The 19,886-nt window shown below is 41.1% G+C and carries 13 protein-coding genes; 8 read left to right on the top strand and 5 right to left on the bottom strand.

Translation table 11 applies throughout. The annotated features are described in order from the left end of the window. Nucleotides 1–15: 15 nt before the first annotated feature. The gene (hutC, locus tag ACAY00_RS12265) at nucleotides 16–717 is read right to left on the bottom strand and encodes a histidine utilization repressor (RefSeq protein ID WP_371374092.1); all 702 of its coding nucleotides are present in this window, start codon (nucleotides 715–717) and stop codon (nucleotides 16–18) included. A gap of 371 nt (nucleotides 718–1,088) precedes the next feature. Between hutC and bglX the strand changes: the two genes are divergently transcribed. Then, on the top strand, nucleotides 1,089–3,311 hold the full coding sequence (bglX, locus tag ACAY00_RS12260; protein WP_371374088.1) for a beta-glucosidase BglX: 2,223 nt from the start codon (nucleotides 1,089–1,091) through the stop codon (nucleotides 3,309–3,311). 93 nt (nucleotides 3,312–3,404) lie between these two features. On the opposite strand, the gene ACAY00_RS12255 is transcribed toward bglX, so the two are convergent. Next, on the bottom strand, nucleotides 3,405–3,902 hold the full coding sequence (locus ACAY00_RS12255) for a potassium channel family protein (RefSeq protein WP_371374085.1): 498 nt from the start codon (nucleotides 3,900–3,902) through the stop codon (nucleotides 3,405–3,407). Between the two features lie 238 nt (nucleotides 3,903–4,140). On the opposite strand from ACAY00_RS12255, the gene hutI reads away from it, so the two are divergent. After that, nucleotides 4,141–5,376 (top strand): imidazolonepropionase, encoded by a 1,236-nt coding sequence (hutI, locus tag ACAY00_RS12250; RefSeq protein WP_371374082.1) that lies wholly within the window; start codon nucleotides 4,141–4,143, stop codon nucleotides 5,374–5,376. Nucleotides 5,377–5,448: 72 nt separating this feature from the next. Here hutI and rraA read toward each other — a convergent pair whose 3' ends face one another. Continuing rightward, complete coding sequence (gene rraA / locus ACAY00_RS12245; RefSeq protein ID WP_371374080.1) at nucleotides 5,449–5,934, bottom strand: ribonuclease E activity regulator RraA; 486 nt, start codon at nucleotides 5,932–5,934, stop codon at nucleotides 5,449–5,451. A gap of 394 nt (nucleotides 5,935–6,328) precedes the next feature. Between rraA and ACAY00_RS12240 the strand changes: the two genes are divergently transcribed. The 4 genes from ACAY00_RS12240 to ACAY00_RS12225 all read left to right on the top strand — a co-directional run bounded on the left by ACAY00_RS12240 (nucleotide 6,329) and on the right by ACAY00_RS12225 (nucleotide 14,707). After that, nucleotides 6,329–7,450, top strand: coding sequence for a sensor histidine kinase (locus ACAY00_RS12240; protein ID WP_371374077.1), 1,122 nt, complete (start codon nucleotides 6,329–6,331; stop codon nucleotides 7,448–7,450). After that, a complete protein-coding gene (locus ACAY00_RS12235) occupies nucleotides 7,437–8,273 on the top strand; it encodes a LytR/AlgR family response regulator transcription factor (protein WP_371374074.1) in 837 nt (278 codons plus the stop codon). The genes ACAY00_RS12240 and ACAY00_RS12235 overlap by 14 nt, the downstream gene beginning before the upstream one ends. A 669-nt stretch (nucleotides 8,274–8,942) precedes the next feature. After that, nucleotides 8,943–11,618, top strand: a complete 2,676-nt coding sequence (locus ACAY00_RS12230) for a family 16 glycosylhydrolase (protein ID WP_371374071.1) — start codon at nucleotides 8,943–8,945, stop codon at nucleotides 11,616–11,618. 89 nt (nucleotides 11,619–11,707) lie between these two features. Further along, on the top strand, nucleotides 11,708–14,707 hold the full coding sequence (locus ACAY00_RS12225; RefSeq protein ID WP_371374069.1) for a TonB-dependent receptor: 3,000 nt from the start codon (nucleotides 11,708–11,710) through the stop codon (nucleotides 14,705–14,707). A gap of 129 nt (nucleotides 14,708–14,836) precedes the next feature. Here ACAY00_RS12225 and ACAY00_RS12220 read toward each other — a convergent pair. Next, a protein-coding gene (locus ACAY00_RS12220; RefSeq protein WP_371374066.1) for an IS3 family transposase occupies nucleotides 14,837–15,939 on the bottom strand; the annotation gives its coding sequence in 2 pieces (ribosomal slippage) (nucleotides 14,837–15,675 and nucleotides 15,675–15,939; 1,104 coding nt in all). A 394-nt stretch (nucleotides 15,940–16,333) separates the two neighbouring features. Between ACAY00_RS12220 and ACAY00_RS12215 the strand changes: the two genes are divergently transcribed. Next, nucleotides 16,334–16,771, top strand: coding sequence for a TonB-dependent receptor plug domain-containing protein (locus ACAY00_RS12215; RefSeq protein ID WP_371374064.1), 438 nt, complete (start codon nucleotides 16,334–16,336; stop codon nucleotides 16,769–16,771). Then, the gene (locus ACAY00_RS12210) at nucleotides 16,683–19,283 is read left to right on the top strand and encodes a TonB-dependent receptor (RefSeq protein ID WP_371374061.1); all 2,601 of its coding nucleotides are present in this window, start codon (nucleotides 16,683–16,685) and stop codon (nucleotides 19,281–19,283) included. The genes ACAY00_RS12215 and ACAY00_RS12210 overlap by 89 nt, the downstream gene beginning before the upstream one ends. 226 nt (nucleotides 19,284–19,509) lie before the next feature. Here the strand turns inward: ACAY00_RS12210 and rpmE are convergent, their stop codons facing one another. Continuing rightward, nucleotides 19,510–19,722: a 50S ribosomal protein L31 gene (gene rpmE, locus ACAY00_RS12205; protein ID WP_371374058.1), complete on the bottom strand. Its 213-nt coding sequence runs from the start codon at nucleotides 19,720–19,722 to the stop codon at nucleotides 19,510–19,512. Nucleotides 19,723–19,886: the final 164 nt, after the last annotated feature.

Below are 19,886 nucleotides of genomic sequence, written 5' to 3'. Positions count from 1 at the left end.
TGTTCTCCTAACTTTTTAAAATTTTAAATGGCTGCCCAAGCGATAGCGATCGCCTGGTGCCGTTAATATGGCAAAACTGACAACCCCAGCTCGTGACCAGGTATGTCTTTTTACTCGTAAACACGGTTGACCGGCGTCTATCGCCAGTAACTGTTGAATGGTGTCGTCAACCATAATCGCCTCAACCTGATGCTTTGCTTCTGTAAGCGGCGCTTCTTCGGTTAAGTATTCGTGTGGCGTTATCGTTGAAAAGTCTTGTTCAATATACAAGGGCACTAGATGAGGATTAACGTAGCGTTGCTCGAGTTGAATGGGCAGATGATTTTGAAAATGCAACACCTCAGATAAAAACACTGTGCTTCCGGGATCTTGTTCAAGCTGGGCGGCGATAACCGAGTCTGCTACCTCTTCACTTAGTCGAAGTTGCTTGGCCGAATACTGATGGCCGGCTTGCTCAACTTCCTCTTTAATGTTTCTGATCTCTAATAAGGATGATTGAGATTTAAAGTTTGCGACAAAGGTACCCGAACCTTGTGAGCGGTTTAAAACCCCTTCGTCCGTTAACTCTTGTAATGCGCGTCTTGCGGTCATTCTAGAAACGTCGAACTCACTAGCAAGCTCGTTTTCTGACGGCACTTTATGATTTTCAAGCCAATGCCCCAATTCTATTTGAGCGCGAATATGCTGTTTGATTTGGTTGAATTTAGGTTGTGCCATAAAGCCTCAAAAAATGAGCGAGAGATGATTAAAAAGCGCGTCATCAACTTGTATATACAATTTGGATTTATTTTACCTGTATATACAAGCTTTGCAACTTTTTAGTCTTAGCTGTGTTTGGGCTCGAATGAACCAATGTTTGTGGTATATTTTATCTGATTCGATTATTAAAGGGTAAAAGTTGGCCTAAGGGCATGGCATTGCACAGGGAATCAAATTCATAAATTGACAAAAACCGATTCCATTTTATCGCAAATTTTACCGCATCAAACGTAATCTCCTAGCATAATTTATCGCCTTCTTAGAAGATGGCTGTCGTTATGCAACAATGTATTACAGCATTAAAATCAAAAAATTTATAAGGAACCAATATGATTGGTAAATCGGTCAAGAAGCTTGCCTTATCGGCATTGATAACCGTGTCTTGTAGCCAAGGCGTACACGCTGATGATGGGGCAGCACAAATCGAAGCGATTTTAAGTAAATTAACCTTAGAGCAAAAAGCAGGGCAACTTAACCTGGTCGACTTTGGTGGTGAGATCACCGAAGAGCACTATGAGCAAATAAGACAAGGTAAAATCGGCAGTGTTTTAAAATCAAATGGTGCTGCACAAAACCTTAAATTACAACAAATCGCGGTTGAACAGTCATCATCTGGCTTACCTATTTTATTCCAAGAAGATGTGATTCATGGCTATCGCACCATTGCCCCAATTCCATTAGCCGAAGCGGCAAGTTGGGACTTAAAAGCCATTCGAAATTCTGCTGCCATTGCCGCTCGTGAAGCCGCCGCTGGTGGTATTCAGTTAACCTATGCACCTATGGTAGATATGAGTCGGGATCCGCGTTGGGGACGTATTTTAGAAGCCGCAGGTGAAGATCCGTATTTAGGTGGTTTGGTTGCTGCTGCAAGGGTAAAGGGCTTTCAACAATCGGGTAGTGAAAAACAAAACATTTTAAGTACGGTGAAGCACTTTGCCGGTTATGGGGCGGCATTAGGTGGGCGCGACTATAACATTATTGATGTCAGTGAACGTGAGTTAAGAGAGGTCCATTTACCACCGTTTAAAGCGGCTGTCGATGCCGATGTTGCAGCGGTCATGGTCGCTTATACCGCACACGATGGGGTGCCCTTAACGGCGAATGAATACCTTGTACAAGATGTACTGCAAAAAGAGCTTGGTTTTAAAGGCCTGATCATGACGGATTGGGAAACCATTCCGAATATGACCGAAATTGGGGTGACCGCAAGCGATGAAGAAGCAACCGTTGTTGCCATTAACAACGACATTCATATGGACATGCAGTCTAAAAATTATGTTGAATTGCTACCTAAATTAGTTCGTGAAGGTAAGCTGTCAGAGCAGGTTGTGGATGACGCTGTACGTCAAGTATTGCGACTAAAACAAAAAGCGGGTCTGTTAGATGATCCGTTTGGTCGATTTGACCCTAAGCTTGAACAACAAGAACTGTTGTCTGAGCAAAATATCGCAGCAACGAAAGACATTGCACTAAAAAGTATGGTGCTATTAAAAAATCAACAACAATTGTTGCCACTGCAAGTAGAAGGCAAGAAAGTAGCGGTTATTGGGCCTTTTGTTAAAGCCGATCGTGACTTAATTGGTTGGTGGCCTGGTCTTGGTCGTGCCGAAGAAGTTGTGACCATTTGGGATGGCTTACAAGCAGAGTTTGGTGACAAAGCCGAATTAAGTTTTGCCGAAGGTGTAAGTATCGAACGGTTTAAAAAAGTGGGCGCTGATCTTATACCATCAGCTGTCAAAGCGGCCGAACAAGCCGATGTTGTGGTGATGGTGTTAGGCGAGCAATATTGGATGAGTGGTGAAGGTGGTGGTACCGCTTCTTTACACTTACCAGGTTTACAAGAAGAGTTATTAGCTGCCGTGGCAGCAAGCGGTAAACCTATTGTGACCGTGATTGTTGCGGGGCGCCCTTATGTGTTAACCGAGGTTGAAAAACACTCGGATGCGATGCTAATGGCTTGGATGCCTGGTACAACGGGTGGTACAGCCGTAGCTGAAATATTATCAGGTAAGTTTAATCCACAGGGTAAGTTACCGGTAACCTTTCCTTATCACCAAGGCCAGGTGCCTATTTTCTATAGCTATAAGAAAACCAGTCACCCATTTATTTCGGGGGTGACTGAAGATAGATACTCAACAACGTACAGAGACGTACAGCATGAGCCATTATACCCATTTGGCTATGGTTTAAGTTATACCAATTACCAATACTCTGATATTCGTTTAAGCAGCAATACCATGGCGATGGACGCTAGTATAACGGCAAGCATTGACGTGACCAATACGGGAAAAGTTGCGGGACGTGAAGTGGTTCAAATGTACTTGCATGACAAGGTTGCTTCAGTAACTCAACCGGTTAAGTTACTGAAAGATTTTACGATTGTTGAGCTAGAGCCAGGTGAGCGAAAAACCGTCAGCTTTACCATCACCAAAGACAAGCTAAGCTTTATTGGTCGTGATTATAAAGAAACCGTCGAAGTGGGAGAGTTTGAATTGTTTATCGGTGCAAGCTCGGAACAAGTAAAAAAATCAGGGTTTAGCTTAATCCGCTAACCTCGTGTTTAAGAGCTTAATTTAAGGTGTTAAATTAAGCAATAACTTAAACACGTAGTACGAAAAAGGAGCGAGTTAAAGCGAGCTCCTTTTTTATTCTTTGTCTATGGACTGCTGTTTTAGCGACTGCTCTTGCTCATGCTCGGTCTGAGTCGCATTAAGCCTTTTTTCTAACTCAATTAACTTGTGGTAAATGTCATTATTTTGTTTTCTTAGCTCACGGTTTTTAATGTTGGTATCAGCAAAGCCAAATATCTTGTTGGCAAATACGGCACCAACCCCACCAAGAATCCCGACCCCTAGCACAAACATCGTAAACACTAAAATACGACCCGCTCTGGTAATAGGGTAGACATCACCAAATCCAATGGTGGTGGACGACATAACCATTAACCATACGCCATCTTCGTAGCTTTGCACTGGGGAGCCAGTGACGCTGGTTTCAGCTAAAAAAGTAAAATATCCAAGACTTAAATTTAATACGGCATAAATCATAAAGGAAAAGAGCGCCAAGACCCCATAGTTATAATTTTTAACACCGTATTTGTCGATTTGATATAAACGACTTCTTTCCATCGTTTTTTGTAACACAACCACTGCAGTCCTCCATTTGATTGAGTAAAATCTAATAGAATGTAATCTATATTGGTTTCGCTGTCATCACTGCTTGCTCAAAACCTGATCATAATGATGGAAAAAGGGCAGATAAATCATTACCCATAAAAGCGAATAAGAGCTGTTTTGACAAGCCATTATGCCAATATATGGCTTTATTGACAGGGGAACTTCATCTAAAATACCGCCAAATAAGTCATAATCGGAAACTCAGATGGATCAGAACCCTGCTCATTGGCAACGTGTCTTTATTAATGCCAATATCGCGACCATGACACAAGGTGGTACTTCTTATGCGGCCATTGAAGATGGTGCCCTAGCTATTAGTGGCGGCAAAATCGCTTGGATAGGCAATCAACAAACCTTACCTGATTTTTGTCAACAAAGTGTCGAGGTCATTGATTGTAAAGGCCAATGGTTAACCCCTGGTTTTATCGATTGTCATACCCATTTGGTTTATGGCTCTCATCGTGCTACAGAATTTGAAATGCGCCTAGAGGGCGCGAGCTATGAAGACATTGCGGCGCAAGGTGGTGGCATTGTGTCGTCGGTTAAAGCGACAAGAGCAGCGTCCGAAGATAGCCTTTTGGCCAGTGCCAAGCCAAGACTTAATGCCCTCATAAATGAAGGGGTAACCAGTATCGAGATTAAATCAGGTTATGGTCTTGATTTAGATAGCGAAATTAAGATGCTAAAGGTCGCACGAAAGCTCAATGAGTGTTCAGGGATTGATGTCTATAACACCTTTTTAGGCGCGCACGCTTTACCGCCAGAATACAAAGACCGAGCCGATGACTATATTTCTTTGGTTTGCGAAAAAATGATCCCGGCGATAAAAGACGCGAATTTAGCGGATGCCGTCGATGTCTTTTGTGAAAACATTGGTTTTACCTTAGACCAAACTGAACGTGTTTTTGCCGCCGCCAAAGCGCATCAACTGCCAGTGAAAGTCCATGCTGAGCAATTGTCGGATTTAGGCGCCAGTGCATTAGCTGCGAACTACCAAGCGTTATCGAGCGATCACCTTGAATACCTGTCTGAACAGGGGATTAAAGCGATGCAAGCTACGGGCATGGTTGCGGTTTTGTTACCCGGTGCTTTTTATTTTCTTCGAGAGACCAAGCTACCACCAATCCAACAATTGCGTGACCATAATGTGCGTATGGCAATCGCCACGGATGCAAATCCCGGTACGTCACCCATTCACTCAATTCAGCTGATGCTTAATATGGCGTGTACACTCTTTCGATTAACACCTACAGAAGCGATAGCTGGCGTCACATGTCATGCCGCAAGGGCTTTGGGTATTGAGCATAAAGTAGGCGAGCTAGCGGTAGGAATGGACGCCGATATTGCCTTGTGGAATATTGAGCAACCGGCCCAACTTTGTTACCAATTTGGTGCCAACCCGTTACGTGCTTTGTATAAAAAAGGTGAGGTTATTCGATAAAACGTCGTTAACAGACGTTTGCTGGAAACGGGGTTTAAAAGCGCAAATTAATCGAATTTGCGCTTTTACGTTTTAGTCGATATCTAATGGGTCGGCGGATAAAATAACCCCAGTGTTATCGGCATAAATATGATCATCGGGTAAAATGGTAACACCAGCAAAATTAATCGCCACATCGATTTCACCCACATCGGTGTCATCAGCGCCAACAGGAATTGATACTAAAGCTTGAATACCAAGCTCAAGATCTTCAAGCGCATCCACATCTCGTACACTGCCATAACAGATAATACCTTCCCAATTATTCTTTAGTGCCGTTTCTGCAATGTAAATATCTATTAACGCACGACGGCTAGAACCCCCGCCATCAACGACCAACACTTTTCCTGTACCATCTTTTTCAACCATTTCGCTTATAAGGCCATTAGACTCGAAACATTTGATCGTAACAACGCTACCACCAAAAGAGCTACGACCACCGTAGTTGCTGAGCATTGGTTCTAACACATCGACTGAATCTGCATATAAGTTACAAAGTTCTGAAGTGTTGTATTCCATGAGGTATCTCCACTATGACTGCAATTTATAGTAAACAGGTGTTTACTATAAGCACTTGATTTCAAATCCAAGTATAACCCGACTTTAGTTGGCGACAAGATAAAAATTTTCATCTTTCTGATGTCGGTCAAATTATGCCACTAGGAAAATTTTCATCAAGGAGACCGTTGTTGTCACGGTATGGTTACAAAGTTGACCTCAAAAATTTTAAAAATTGGCAGTTAAGACGTTTGCAAGCTGCGTTTTCTTGGGTAATATGGCAAACACACAAAAAGATTATGGCTTAATTAAAGCAAAACAACCTCTCGTCGGGTCTTGGCTTTTACCGTAAAACAAAAGGCGAAAATAAATTAAAACGAAACACGTCAGGTTAATGGCCACTTAGGTTTACCAAATGGATACTTTTTTAAACCCAGATACGCTTGAGCTGGAGAGTAATCAATTTTCCAATCAATCACAGCAATTTTGGACATTACAGTTTGTTGGGTGGATAGGGTATTCACTCGTGGTATTTTTTGCCATTATTCACCCACAATTTGAAACGCCTGGCTTTAACCTCGGTGGACAAATTTTAAACTTGATTGCCGAAGCACTCTGTGGTTTTGGTTTGTCCTATATACAATGGCAAGTCATTGGCAAAGTTGTTCATTTACCGTTAAAGAAAACGCTGGCCATTAGTTTCTTTTCGGCGGCACTGCTTGGCTTTATTTACAATATTTTTAAGCTCAGTTTTTACAAGGTTCTTGTATACAATCAACAGTGGAATCAGGCTTGGGATCTCTTAGAATTTGGTGGTTGGTTAATGTTTTCCATAACCACTATGTTTGTCTGGACCTCGATTTACTTTATTATGTTATATAACAGCAAGTTACAAAAAGGTCATGAAATGCTGTTGTTGGCCCAAAATGCGGTTAAAGATGCGCAATTACAAATGTTGCGCTACCAATTAAATCCGCACTTTATGTTTAACACGATGAACGCAATTTCAACCCTTATTTATAAGAACGAAAATGAAAAAGCCAATGAAATGCTTGATCAAATGTGTGAGTTTTTTCGTTATTCTTTAGATAAAAAGACACATCCTTATACAACATTAAATAACGAAGTCGCCTTATTGGACTTGTATCTGTCGATTGAAAAAGTTCGATTTGGAGACAAGTTAAATGTCGTTATGGACATTGAACCAGGGGTAAAGCATGCGATGATCCCAACCATGCTATTACAACCCTTGGTCGAAAACGCGGTGAAGTACGCAATTGAGCCCAAAAAAACAGCCGGGGTTATAGCTATCTCTGCGTTTAAACAACACAACCGCCTCCATCTTATCGTAGATGACGATGGCGCTCAGGGTAAAAATCAAACTAGAAAAGGCTTTGGCATAGGTATTAGTAATACCAAGGAGCGACTAAAAACCATGTTCAATGGTGATTTTGAGGTTAATATTGGCGACAGCCCAAACAACGGCAGTCGAGTTCACATATCTACGCCAATGGAGTTTAATCATGTCGAGAAATGAACCACCTATTACAGCCATCATTGTAGATGATGAGCCTTTAGCGCTAGAGGGGCTGAAGTTACGACTTGAGAAAATACCTCAAGTTACGGTTATCGGTGAAGCCAGTGATGGCGATGAAGCAATTAAACTTTGTCAAGAACTGTCACCGACCGTATTATTTCTTGACCTACAGTTGCCTGGAATCAATGGGCTTGAGGTGATTCAGGCGTTACAGTCAGATATTTTACCTATGGTGGTATTTGTCAGTGCTTATAGCGAATACGCCATTGATGCTTTTGAGCTAAATGCGATAGATTATATTTTAAAACCCGCAAATTTAGGTCGATTGCAAAAAACCATTGATCGTATTAATGAACGCCGTAGCCCTAAACAATCAGAAAACGAGAAATATCGATTGTTGTCTGCCTTAGGTGAAACCTCTGGTTTAGATATTTCGGAATTAGAAGATTGGCTAGAAACCGATTTACCCTTACCTGCGCCATTTCGACAAGAGTTTGTCATTAAAACCAATGAGCATGAGCGCATTGTGTTAAATGTCAATGATATACGTTGGATTGATGCGGCTGGCGATTACATGTGTATCCATACCAAAACCGAAACCCATGTGGTGCGTATCACGATGAAAAAATTACAGGCTGAACTCGACAGCCGAATGTTTTGTCGTGTGCACAAATCAACCCTCGTTAATTTGCACTGCATTAAAGGTATTCAAACCTTAAAAAACAACGAAGCCATTCTGGATTTGGGCGAAGATGTACAGGTCAAGGTCAGTCGAAATTACAGCTCTACGATTCAACAGTTAATTAAAGATAAGCATCTTTAATTTACCTTTTTATACCTATAAAAGGTTACGTTTGTTTATTAATTGGGCTGCCGTAAGTTGCAATAAGGTTAAAAAATCTTTGGATTTTAACCTGATAAGCTTTCATCTTATCGCTCGATAAAAAGGCTGAAAATTGAAAGCAATCAATCTCGACCAAATGAGTTTAAATCTGTAAAAAGTTTCAAATATCGTAATTAAATTACAAAACGGCTGGGTTAATCTTTTTTGTTCAGTTTTTTGCTGTTATTGGCTCTAACGCTTGAATTTATTGGTTTTTATTGGGTTTTTTGAGGCTTTTGAAGGTGCTTTTATTGATTTGTATTAATAAATTGATGAATTTATTTTGATGTAAATCAACTTTGGAAACACTGTTTTTGTAGTTAACTTTCATGATGTGTTTACCTCTAATTTTATAAACATCTTGTCGTGCTTTTGTTTCGTTTTGTCGCGTTTTAACCCTAATGCTAAAGATTACCGCAAACAACTTTCCTTATATCGAGTTTAGATTGTAACTAATCGTAATAAACTTCATCATCGCAAATGATAAATGCTATTCCTGTCTTATTCATGTGTAATAGCAGGAAATCAACCATCTTCGTAGTTCGTTAATTGATTCAAATAATAAGAATGATTTAACAGACATAAGAATAGTCAGAACGGAAAATAAAAATGAAGTTTGCAGCAAAGAAAATAACCAAATTAATGGCATGCGCTACCGCAGCCACTTTAGTTGGGTGTGGTGGAGGTGCAGAAACCTCAACTAATCCTGATGTTATTGACCCGTCTGTACCAGTTAGCGATTGGCAACTGGTATGGGCAGATGAGTTTGATGGCGATGCTATCGATACTCAAAAATGGAATCACGAAGTTAACTGTGATGGTGGTGGAAACCAAGAAAAGCAATGTTACACAGACAGCGAAGAAAACTCTTTCGTATCTGATGGCACACTAAAAATTGTTGCTAAACCATCTTTAGAAGCAGCATTACCATACACGTCTGCTCGTATGACAACACAAAATAAAGGTGATTTTAAATACGGTCGTATTGAAGCTCGTATGAAATTACCAAAAGGTCAAGGTGCATGGCCTGCATTTTGGATGATGCCAAGTGACGAAGTATACGGTGAGTGGCCAAAATCTGGTGAAATCGATATCGTTGAAGCGGTTAACCTAGGTGAAGCGACTGAAGACGGTTCAGCAGAAAATCGTGTATACGGCACCTTACATTACGGCCGTGCATGGAATGACAAATCTGAACCTGGTCGTCCATATTCGGTAGATTCCAACCCAGGCGATGAGTTTCACACATACGCCATTGAGTGGGAAGAGGGAGAGATTCGTTGGTATGTCGATAACTACTTATACTCAACCCAACGAAAAGCAAAACCCCTTTTAAATGCCGATGGTGTTCCAGTTGGTTTAGAGCATAAAGGTTGGTACTCAGAAAACTATGACCCAATCACAGGTGAATTAACAACCTACTGGGGCAATGCGCCTTTTGATCAAGACTTTCACTTAATTCTGAACTTTGCTGTTGGTGGCAACTGGGCAGAAAATAAAAACAGCCTTGGTATTGACGCTGCGGCCTTTGAAGGTGGCAACACCATGGAAGTTGACTACGTTCGTGTATATGAATGTGCTTCTAACCCAGAAACTGGTAAAGGCTGTTCTACACTGCGCACGAATTACGATAAAGTTTATGAAGAAGGTGTAACACCTGAAGATTATGCTTTGTTGATAGATGAAAAAGCACCAATCCCTAAATTACCGCCAATTGAAACATTATCTATTTTTGCTAATGGTGAGATAAACCCAGACTGGCCAGCATGGGATTGTTGTGGGGGGACTACTCCAACAATCGTAGATGGCGCGGTTGAGTTTGAAATTGGTGAAACAGCCACTGTAGTAGGTTTCGATTCTCGTGGTGTCTCAGAGCCATTTGATGCATCACCTCTTGCAGCCATTGATGGCTTTGTGACTTTCGATATGAAAGTGCTTCAGGCGCCAACTAATCCTGCTTCGACTTGGATGTTTAAGATTGAGAGCGCAAGTGCAGGTCGTACTCCTGTTGAACTTCCTTTAACCGATAGCGTTGAAGGTGTTGAGCCAGTAGTAGGTCAAACCCAAACATACACCTTCCTAATTTCGGATTTGGTTGCTAAAGGATTAGATGCAAGCGCAATCGACGTTGTGATGATCTTCCCTGCATGGGACACTGGTAAAGGTGCAAAATTCCAAATTTCTAATATGGCAATTGAAGCAGAAACTGCATCACCTAGTGTAAGCATTTTCGCTGATGAAGAAACTGAGTGGGAATTATGGGATTGTTGTGGTGGCACAACACCTATGGTGGTTGAAGATGACCAAGCACACGGCAATGTTGCCGAGTTTAATATTGTCCCTGGTGAATGGGGTGGGACAGTAGTTGGTTTCTTTGCAAGAGATACACAAGCAGCTTTTGATGCGAGCACCATAACTGAAAACGGTGTGATTGAGTTTGAAATGAAAGTAGTGTCTCAGCCTGACTCTGCAGCTGAACCAGGTATCTGGTTATTAAAAGTTGAAGCAGGTAATGACCAATCTTTTGTTGAAGTACCGCTAAACACCAGCATGGAAGGTGCTGATCCTGTTGTTGGTGAGTGGCAAACATTTACCTTTAAACTAGCCGATTTGATTTCTGCTGGCCAAAATTTCAACCCTAGTGAAATCGATATCATTATGGTACACCCTAGTTGGGGAGCTGGAAATGGTGCGTTTGTTCGTGTTGATAATGTTAAAATTTATGATCCGACAGCGATTAATGGCACAGTTTTATTCATTGACCAAGCTTTAGAAGGCTGGAAAATATGGGATTGCTGTGGTGGCACAACGCCTGAAGTAGTTGCAGATGAAGATGCCTCTCGTGCTGATGTTGCAGAGTATACAATCGTTCCTGGTGAATGGGGCGGTACCGTAGTAGGTCTGTATGGTAGAGAAGATGCCAACGTAGGCACCGCAGGAAACCCTATTGATGCTACAGGCATTCTTGCTAACGGTGTACTTGAGTTTGATTTGAAAGTTGTTTCTCAGCCTGATTCGGCAGCGGCACCAGGTATCTGGTTACTAAAACTTGAGTCTGGTAATGATCAACGTTATGTTGAAGTACCACTAAATACCAGTTTAGAAGGCGTTGATCCAGTAGTTGGTGAATGGCAAACATATACCTTTAAACTAGAAGATTTAGCAAGTACTAATACTCTTGATTTAAGTCAGATTGATATTTTTATGGTTCACCCAAGTTGGGGGGCCGGAAATGGCGCTGTGATTCGACTAGATAATGTTAAAATTTACGAGCCGGTACAGTAATCTGACGCGTAATAGAAAAAAACAAAGTTGGGCGACTTAGGCCAATCCAAAGTCGCCATTAACAAAATATTTTAAGATGTAGGATTAATATGAAAAATACAAAATTCCTAAAAAAACCTATTGCTATGTATGTCTCTGCTATTATTGCATCAGGATTTACTGGCCAGGCTTTTGCAGAAGAACAAGCTGCAATCGACGAAAATGAAATAGAAGTGATTGAGGTTACAGGTATTCGTAGCGCGTTAATTCGCTCAATGGACCTTAAGCGTTCACAAGATGGTGTCGTAGATGTAATTTCGGCTGAAGATATGGGTAAATTCCCAGACACTAACTTAGCAGAATCTCTACAACGTATTACTGGTGTAACCGTTAGCCGTAGTAACGGTGAAGGTAGCCAAATTACCGTTCGTGGTTGGGGTCCTCAGTTTAACCTTATCACCTTAAATGGCCGTCAAATGCCAGGTACTGGTTATTCTCGTGCTTATTCATTAGAAAACTTATCTTCTGATGCGGTAAGTGCGCTAGAAGTACACAAAACCGCAAAAGCGGACAACCCTTCAGGTGGTCTAGGTGCTACAGTCAACATTGTAACTGTTAAGCCGCTACAAAGCCCTGGTCTAAAATATTCTTTATCAGGTAAAGGTATATACGACGAATCAAACGTTAAAAATGACGACATTACACCAGAATATTCAGCTCTTTACAGCAATACTTTTGCTGATGATTCAATCGGTGTGGCTGTTGCGTTTTCTCATCAAGAGCGTGATTTCCAAAGTCAAAGTAGCAATATTTATGGTTGGCAGTTTGTTCCACAGAGTGACCTTGACGCTTTAGACGCCTCTATGATCAGAGACAATCGCCCTGAAAATAGTCCATTTAATCATGAAGGGGTGTTTTTACCAAGAGATCTGAACTACGGTATAGCTGATATAGAACGTGAGCGTACTAATGCCAATGTTACCTTTCAATATGCACCCGTTGATGATGTAATCTTAACCTTAGATTACACTATGGGTGAAGCTACTACAGGTTCGAATACCTTAGGTTGGGGGCAATGGATCAATGCTGGCAGCAACCTTGGCGCTATCTTGGACTTAGAAGTCGATGAAAATGGTACTGCCGTTTTTGTTGAAACAAAAGATGAAGATGGTTCTTGGACCAGAGGTCGCAGAACGGATGAAGTTGAAGAAAAGTCAATCGGTTTTAACATTGACTGGCAAGCAACCGAAGAGCTAAAACTTGCTTTCGATTACCACAATTCAGAAAGTAAAACAAACAACGGCGGCGATGATGGCTTAGGTAGTACAGCAAATATGATCTTTGGTTCAAAGAACCTAGATAGTAAGGTGTATGAATTCCGTGATGGCGATCTACCGCAAATGTACATTAACTGGGCAAATGGCACAACTGTAGGCTCTCCTAGTGATATTCTTTTAAACTTTGGTCAATTTTTTCATGACCAAGCTAAGAACGAAGTTGAGCAGTTTCAATTTGATGGTGTTTGGGAAAATCCTTACGATATTCCATTAATGCATGTTAAATTTGGATTGGCACACACAACACAAGCAGTTACAGGTGAAAGCGCAGGTAACGCTGCTTCACAAACAGGTCAAACTAGCCTTAGCCCGTTATATGTTGGTGTATTCCCTGACTCCATGTTTGAATACAATAGCACGAGCGGTTTCTTAGATGAATTTTCTAATGGTGGTAATAATCTTCTTACTAACTACTATTATGATTATGACCTTGATGAGGCTATTGCTCGTTCACAAGCTTACTTTCCAGCGTTTAACCCGAATCCATATCAAGAAGGTGCTATGGGTACAGGGGATGAAGTTGAAGAGCAAACAAGTAGTATTTATGTTAGCTCATTATGGGATTTTGAAGTCGCAGAGATGCCTGTTAAAGTTAACTTAGGCATGCGTTACGAGCAAACAGACGTTAATACAGCTGTTCTACAATCAGTCCCGACTGAAGTGATTTGGCAACCAGGTGGTGAGTGGAAAACCCTTATTGACGAGAATGAACAAGAATATTCGGAGTTTGAAGGTGAGCATGATGTTTTCTTACCAAACCTTGATATTGCCGTTGATATTACCGATGATTTAGTTGGTCGTTTCTCTTGGGGTAAAAGTATTACTCGCTCAAATCTTAGCGATTTAGCAGGTACATTATCTGTCAGTGAGTTTCCAAAACCAGGCCAACGTACTGGTGGTAATGGTAATGCCAACCTTCAACCGTTTGAGTCCACTAACCTTGATATCGCACTTGAGTGGTACTACGACGAAGGCAGTTATGCCGCTGTTGGTTACTACCGAAAAGATGTTAAGAACTTCTTAGCTACCGGCTCATCTAAGGTAAAACTTGACGGTTTATACGACCCTTACAATGGTCAGCGTGCAGCTGAAGCTCGTGCTGCTTTAGGTGGAAATCCATCTGAATCAGAGATCTTTGATTGGATTGCAGCTAATTACACTGGTGATTTAGGTCTTGTTGAAGTCGGTGGTGTTGGTGTTATTAAAGGCGATCCTGCAACGGATCCTGAAATCATCTGGGATATTACCTCAGCATTTAACGTAAAAGACGATAAAGTGGTTGATGGTTGGGAATTTGCTTTACAGCACCTTATTGGTGATACAGGCTTTGGTTTTGGTGTAAATGCAACCATCGTTGATGGTGATGTTGAGTACGATACTTATAATATCGCCTATGATCCAAATCCTGACGATGATATAGGTGTAACTCCACAAACGCCATTAGTTGGTCTTTCAGATTCTGCTAATTTTCAAGCGTTTTACGATAAAGACGGTTTATCAGTAAAGGTAACTTACGCATGGCGTGACTCTTACCTGATTGGTGTAGGCCAAGGTGGCGCTTCAAATGATGCACCACCACAATATGCAAAAGAGTTTGCAACTTGGGATATGAGTGTGAACTATGACGTAGATGAGAACTTAACTGTGTTCTTTGAAGGCATTAATATGAATAACGAAACGGAAGAAATTTACGGCCGTTTTGAAGAGCAGTTCTTAAGAGCGGCTCAATTCGGTTCGCGTTACACCCTTGGTGCTCGTTACAGCTTTAAATAAGCATTAATTAGCATAAATAACTAAACAAATTAAAAAATCCGCTAACTTGGTAGCGGATTTTTTTTGCCTGTAATTTAGCTAAGTTACAAATATTTACTGAAAAGGCTATGTAATCCCCCCTTTTTTAGATCAGATCCCGATAGAGTTTTCCTTTAATCGCTGCTCGTAAATCTTGGGTGGTAAATCATTGAGCGATTCATGTGGTCGCTCATAATTGTATTCATCAATCCAACTATCGGTCATTTCTCGAACCTGCGTCAAGGATTCAAACAAATAACAGTCTAATATTTCATTTCGATAAGTACGATTAAATCGCTCTATGAAAGCATTTTGCGTTGGCTTTCCTGGTTTAATGAAATCAAGCTTAACACCATGCTCTTCTGCCCAGAACTCAAGATTTTGAGATACAAATTCCGGCCCGTTATCAATACGCACTCGCTTTGGGTAGCCTCGATATGCAGCAATTCGCTCAAGTACACGAACAACATGTGCTGAAGGTAAACTATGACCAATCTCAATGGCCAGCGCTTCACGTTGGAAATCATCAATCACATTGAAGGTTCGAAATGTTCTGCCTTGATACAAAGCATCATGCATGAAGTCCATCGACCAACAATCATTAATACTAGTAGGTACCGCTAGCGACTCAGGGTTACGAGACGGGATCCGCTTTTTAGTCTTGCGTCGAAGGTTTAACTTTAGGCCACAATAGATGCGATAAACACGCTTGTGATTCCACAAAAAAACCAAATTCCTGAACCGGGTAAACAGCTTATGAAACCCATAACGAGGGTGCTTTTCTGCTAATGAAACCAACTCATTTATGATGTCCGAGTCATCTTGTTTTTTGGGTTTATAATAATATGTACAACGGCTGATGCTTAAGGCATTACACGCCAACACAACACCTAGACCAAGCTGCAATACGGCATACTTGGCTAACTGCTTTCGTTCTGATGGCTTTATAGCTTTTTTTCGATCATATCTTTGAGCGCCATATTTTGCAGGCTGACATCAGCAAATAATTTCTTCAGCTTCTTGTTTTCGTCCTCTAGCGCTTTGAGTTTGGCTAGCTCAGAGCGTTCCATACCGCCATATTTTGATTTCCATTTGTAATAGGTACTTTGACCAAGACCATGCTTACGGCAAAGTTCTGGCACGATCATCGCGCCTGTTTCACCTTCTTTTAAAATGGCAAAGATCTGTGCTTCGCTGAATTTTTGATTTTTCATTGTTGTTCTCCGTTTAGTTAACAGTAAACGGAAAACTCTATAAAAGCGATTCTGATTTTAAGGGAGGGTTACAGCTATATTTTTAATAAAATATCAGTACAATGACGCCGCCTAGCAGAAATTTGAGTTGTGCTGTGAAAGCTTTCCTTTTCACTTTCAAAAAATTGACCAACCTCAAACTAAGGTTTGAATTCTGTTTTTCCCTAGGTTTTATCATATTAACAATGGCTTGAGCTTTGTTAATATGAACCCGCTTTCCATAACCCCTGTTATGAAAGTCATAATAAAAAATAAAACATATAAACAATACAAATAAAACAAAAGAGACCTGCATTTATCAATTATTGGTTCCGTTCCCAATAGTTCCTGAATACAACTCCCTTGAGGCGATATTATGCAAAATTACAAATTCAAGAAATCCTCTATAGCGACAAGCTTAGCCCTTATTTTAGGTACATCAGCATTTTCTTCAGTGGCTACTGCTAATGAAGAGGTTGCTCAAGATATTGAAATTATTGAAGTTACAGGTATTCGTGGCAGTTTAATTAAATCTATGGATGTTAAACGCAGCGCCAATGGTGTTGTCGATGCGATTACATCTGAAGACATTGGTAAATTCCCTGATAGCAACTTAGCCGAGTCGTTACAACGTATTACCGGTGTATCAATTGATCGCACCAACTCTGAAGGCAGTAAGGTTACCGTTCGTGGTTTTGGCCCTGAATTTAACCTAGTGACTTTAAATGGTCGTCAAATGCCAACTGTTGGTGGCCGTTCTTACGACTTTGGCTACCGAAGGTGTAAGTGGGGTGGAAGTTTACAAAACGTCTAAAGCAAATCAAGCCTCTGGTGGTATTGGTGCAACCATTAACATGCTTACGGCGAAGCCATTAAGTTCGCCTGGTTTACACACTTCGTTTGGTGCAAAATCAGTGTATGACACCAGCACTGAAGAAGGTAGTAGCATTACCCCTGAATTGTCTGGTTTATACAGCAATACCTTTGCCGATGATACATTTGGTGTGTTAGTGTCTGCTTCTTATCAAGAGCGTAACAACCGTGAACAAAGCTCAGCAGTTAATAACTGGAAACCAAACGCAGATATCTCTGCTTCACCTAATCTTGACTTGATTGATAACAACCAACGTGCCGATGGTGCAACTTGGTACCCGCAAGATATCAACTACTTTATTAACGATCACCAACGTGACCGTACTAATGCGCAAGTGGTTTTCCAATACCAACCAAATGACAGATTAGAAGCAAGCCTAGACTACACTTACTCAAAACTTGATACCGGCTACGACAGAAACGGTATGGGGATCTGGTTTAACCAAGGTGGTAACGTTGCAAGTGCACAAATCAATGAAAACGGTACTTACGTTGCGGTTGAAGAAGTTGGTGGTGACTATGCGACCAACGTTGCTAATGGCCAAACAGAAAATGAAAACAAGTCTTTAGGCTTTAACATTAAGTGGCAAGCAACCGACAATTTAGAATTAGAATTTGATGGGCATAATTCAACCGCTAGCTCAGACATTAACAGTCGCTTCTTAATTATCGGTAATACATCTTGTAACTGGTGTGTTGCTTCAGGTCCAGAATTTGGTCCAAATACAGCAACAGCGATCAGTAAATCTGCTGACTACACCACTGAATTACCTATCTTTGACATGGTGTTAGTTGATGGTAATGGCAACCCACAAGATGAATTAACGGGCGCTGATATGGGCTCGTTATTTGGTCAAGCTGACTACACCTATCATGAAAACGAAATGAACGAGTACAAAATTGATGGTACTTGGGTAAACGATGGTGACGGTGCCTTAGCTAAGATTGAGTTTGGTATTGGTCGTACCGAAATTGACTTCAGATCGACTCGTTCATTCTCTGAAAACTTGCCAGCTGGTTGGTGGACGTGGTCAGCGGTTCACTTTGACGACAATATGTTCGAGCGTGTAGACACCTCAGATTTATTAAGCGGTTTTCAAGGCGGTGGTTCAGATAAAGCCATCAACTACTACATGACAGCGGACTTTGACGAACTGTTGTACCATTGGGAAAACATCGATGACACCATCGCTCCTGGCATCTACAACCCAGGTTGGCCGGCAGAGCTTGGTGGTAAATTCCAAGCGGGTCCATTAGACGATGATAACCGTGTAAATGAATCAACGACTTCAGCTTACACTCAGTTTGTATTTAACGACGAATTTAACAATATGCCTATTAATATTGTTGCAGGTCTTCGTTATGAAGAAACCGAAGTTAAATCAAACTCTTTAGAGCGCCCTGCCGTTAATATGCAATGGACCAATGGTAACGAATGGCAATACATTTACGCCGATGAGAAGTCTTTCTCTGAAGGTAACGGTACAACCAAGCAGTTCTTACCTAATCTAGACATTGACATTGAACCAATGGAAGATGTGATTGCACGTTTCTCATACTACCGTTCAATGGCTCGTCCAGCAATTGGTGCATTACGTTCAAACACGAGCTTTGATGGCAACCCATTAGTTGGTAATCGTAAAGTGAGCAAAGGCGATCCTAGCCTTAAACCTTACATCGCTGATAACGTTGATTTATCTTTAGAGTACTACTACGACGAAGGTAGCTACATGTCTGCTGGTTACTTTAAAAAGCGTGTAGAAAACTTCTTAGTAAACACCACAGTGGTTGAAACCATCGATGGTTTACGTGATGTATACTCAGGCCCTCGTGCTGAAGAAGCGCGTCAGCAGTTAATCGATGAAAATAAACAGCCTACTGACCAAGCGATTCATGATCGCATTAACGAAAACCAAGGCACGCCATTAAATACGCCTATCTTGCCAAACGAAGATGATCCAATCACTGAGTTTTTTGTCTCTCGTGATGAGAACAAAGAAACTGCAAACATGTATGGTTGGGAGCTTGCCGCTCAACACATGATTGGTAACACGGGTTTTGGTTTCCAAGCTAATGCAACCTTTGTACACGGTGATGTAGAAGCCGATCGTGATGCGATTGACCAAGAGTTCGCTCTACCTGGCCTATCAGACTCAGCTAACTTCTCTGCCATCTACGATAAAGACGGTTTATCGGCGCGTTTATCATACAACTGGCGTGATGAGTTCTTATCTGGCTTTGATCAACATTCTTCGCCTATTTTCACTGAAGCCTACGCTCAATTAGACTTAAATGTGAATTACGCGGTAAATGAAGACTTAACCATCTTTGTTGAAGGTTTAAACATTACCGAAGAAACCCAACGTACTTACGTTCGTTACGAAGAGCAAATGTTACGTCTTGCTGAATACGGTGCACGCTACAACTTAGGTGTTCGTTACAGCTTTAACTAATGTAACAGCTAACGCTGATATTTTCGGCGCATAATCAAGGTGTGTGATGGTTAACCATTACACACCTTTTTTTATCTTTGCTTTATTTGGCGAGATGTTTTTAACGTGAGGGTAAATAGGTCAAGGTTAGATGATTTTAAATTTGGAAAATTTAGGCATAAAAAAACCAGTCAAACGACTGGTTTTTTTATGCCCTAAAGGACTTTGCGTTACGCTGACAAGAAGATTACTTCTTACCCAACATACCGAAACGTTTGTTGAACTTGTCAACACGACCACCAGTTTCAGCAGCTTTTTGCTTACCAGTGTAGAATGGGTGACATTCTGAACATACGTCCAAGTAAATGTCTTTACCAAGTGTTGAACGAGTTTCGATTACGTTGCCACAAGAACAAGTTGCTTTGATTGCAACGTACTTAGGGTGGATACCTTCTTTCATGGGGATTACCTCTATTAGGCCGTATCGCCATCTGATCTTTTGCCAGATACCATACGAGTTTCAATTTAAGGTGTCGGATAATACGGGATCGCGGTCCGTTATTCAATATAAATTTGTTAAAAAATAGACAATAATTTGAATATTTATCAAGTTTGGGCTTTGGC

This window comes from Thalassotalea sp. 273M-4, from assembly GCF_041410465.1.
Classification (GTDB): Bacteria; Pseudomonadota; Gammaproteobacteria; order Enterobacterales; family Alteromonadaceae; genus Thalassotalea_A; species Thalassotalea_A aquiviva.
Note: the sequence above shows the minus strand (reverse complement) of the source record. Positions and strands in the feature narration are given on the sequence as shown.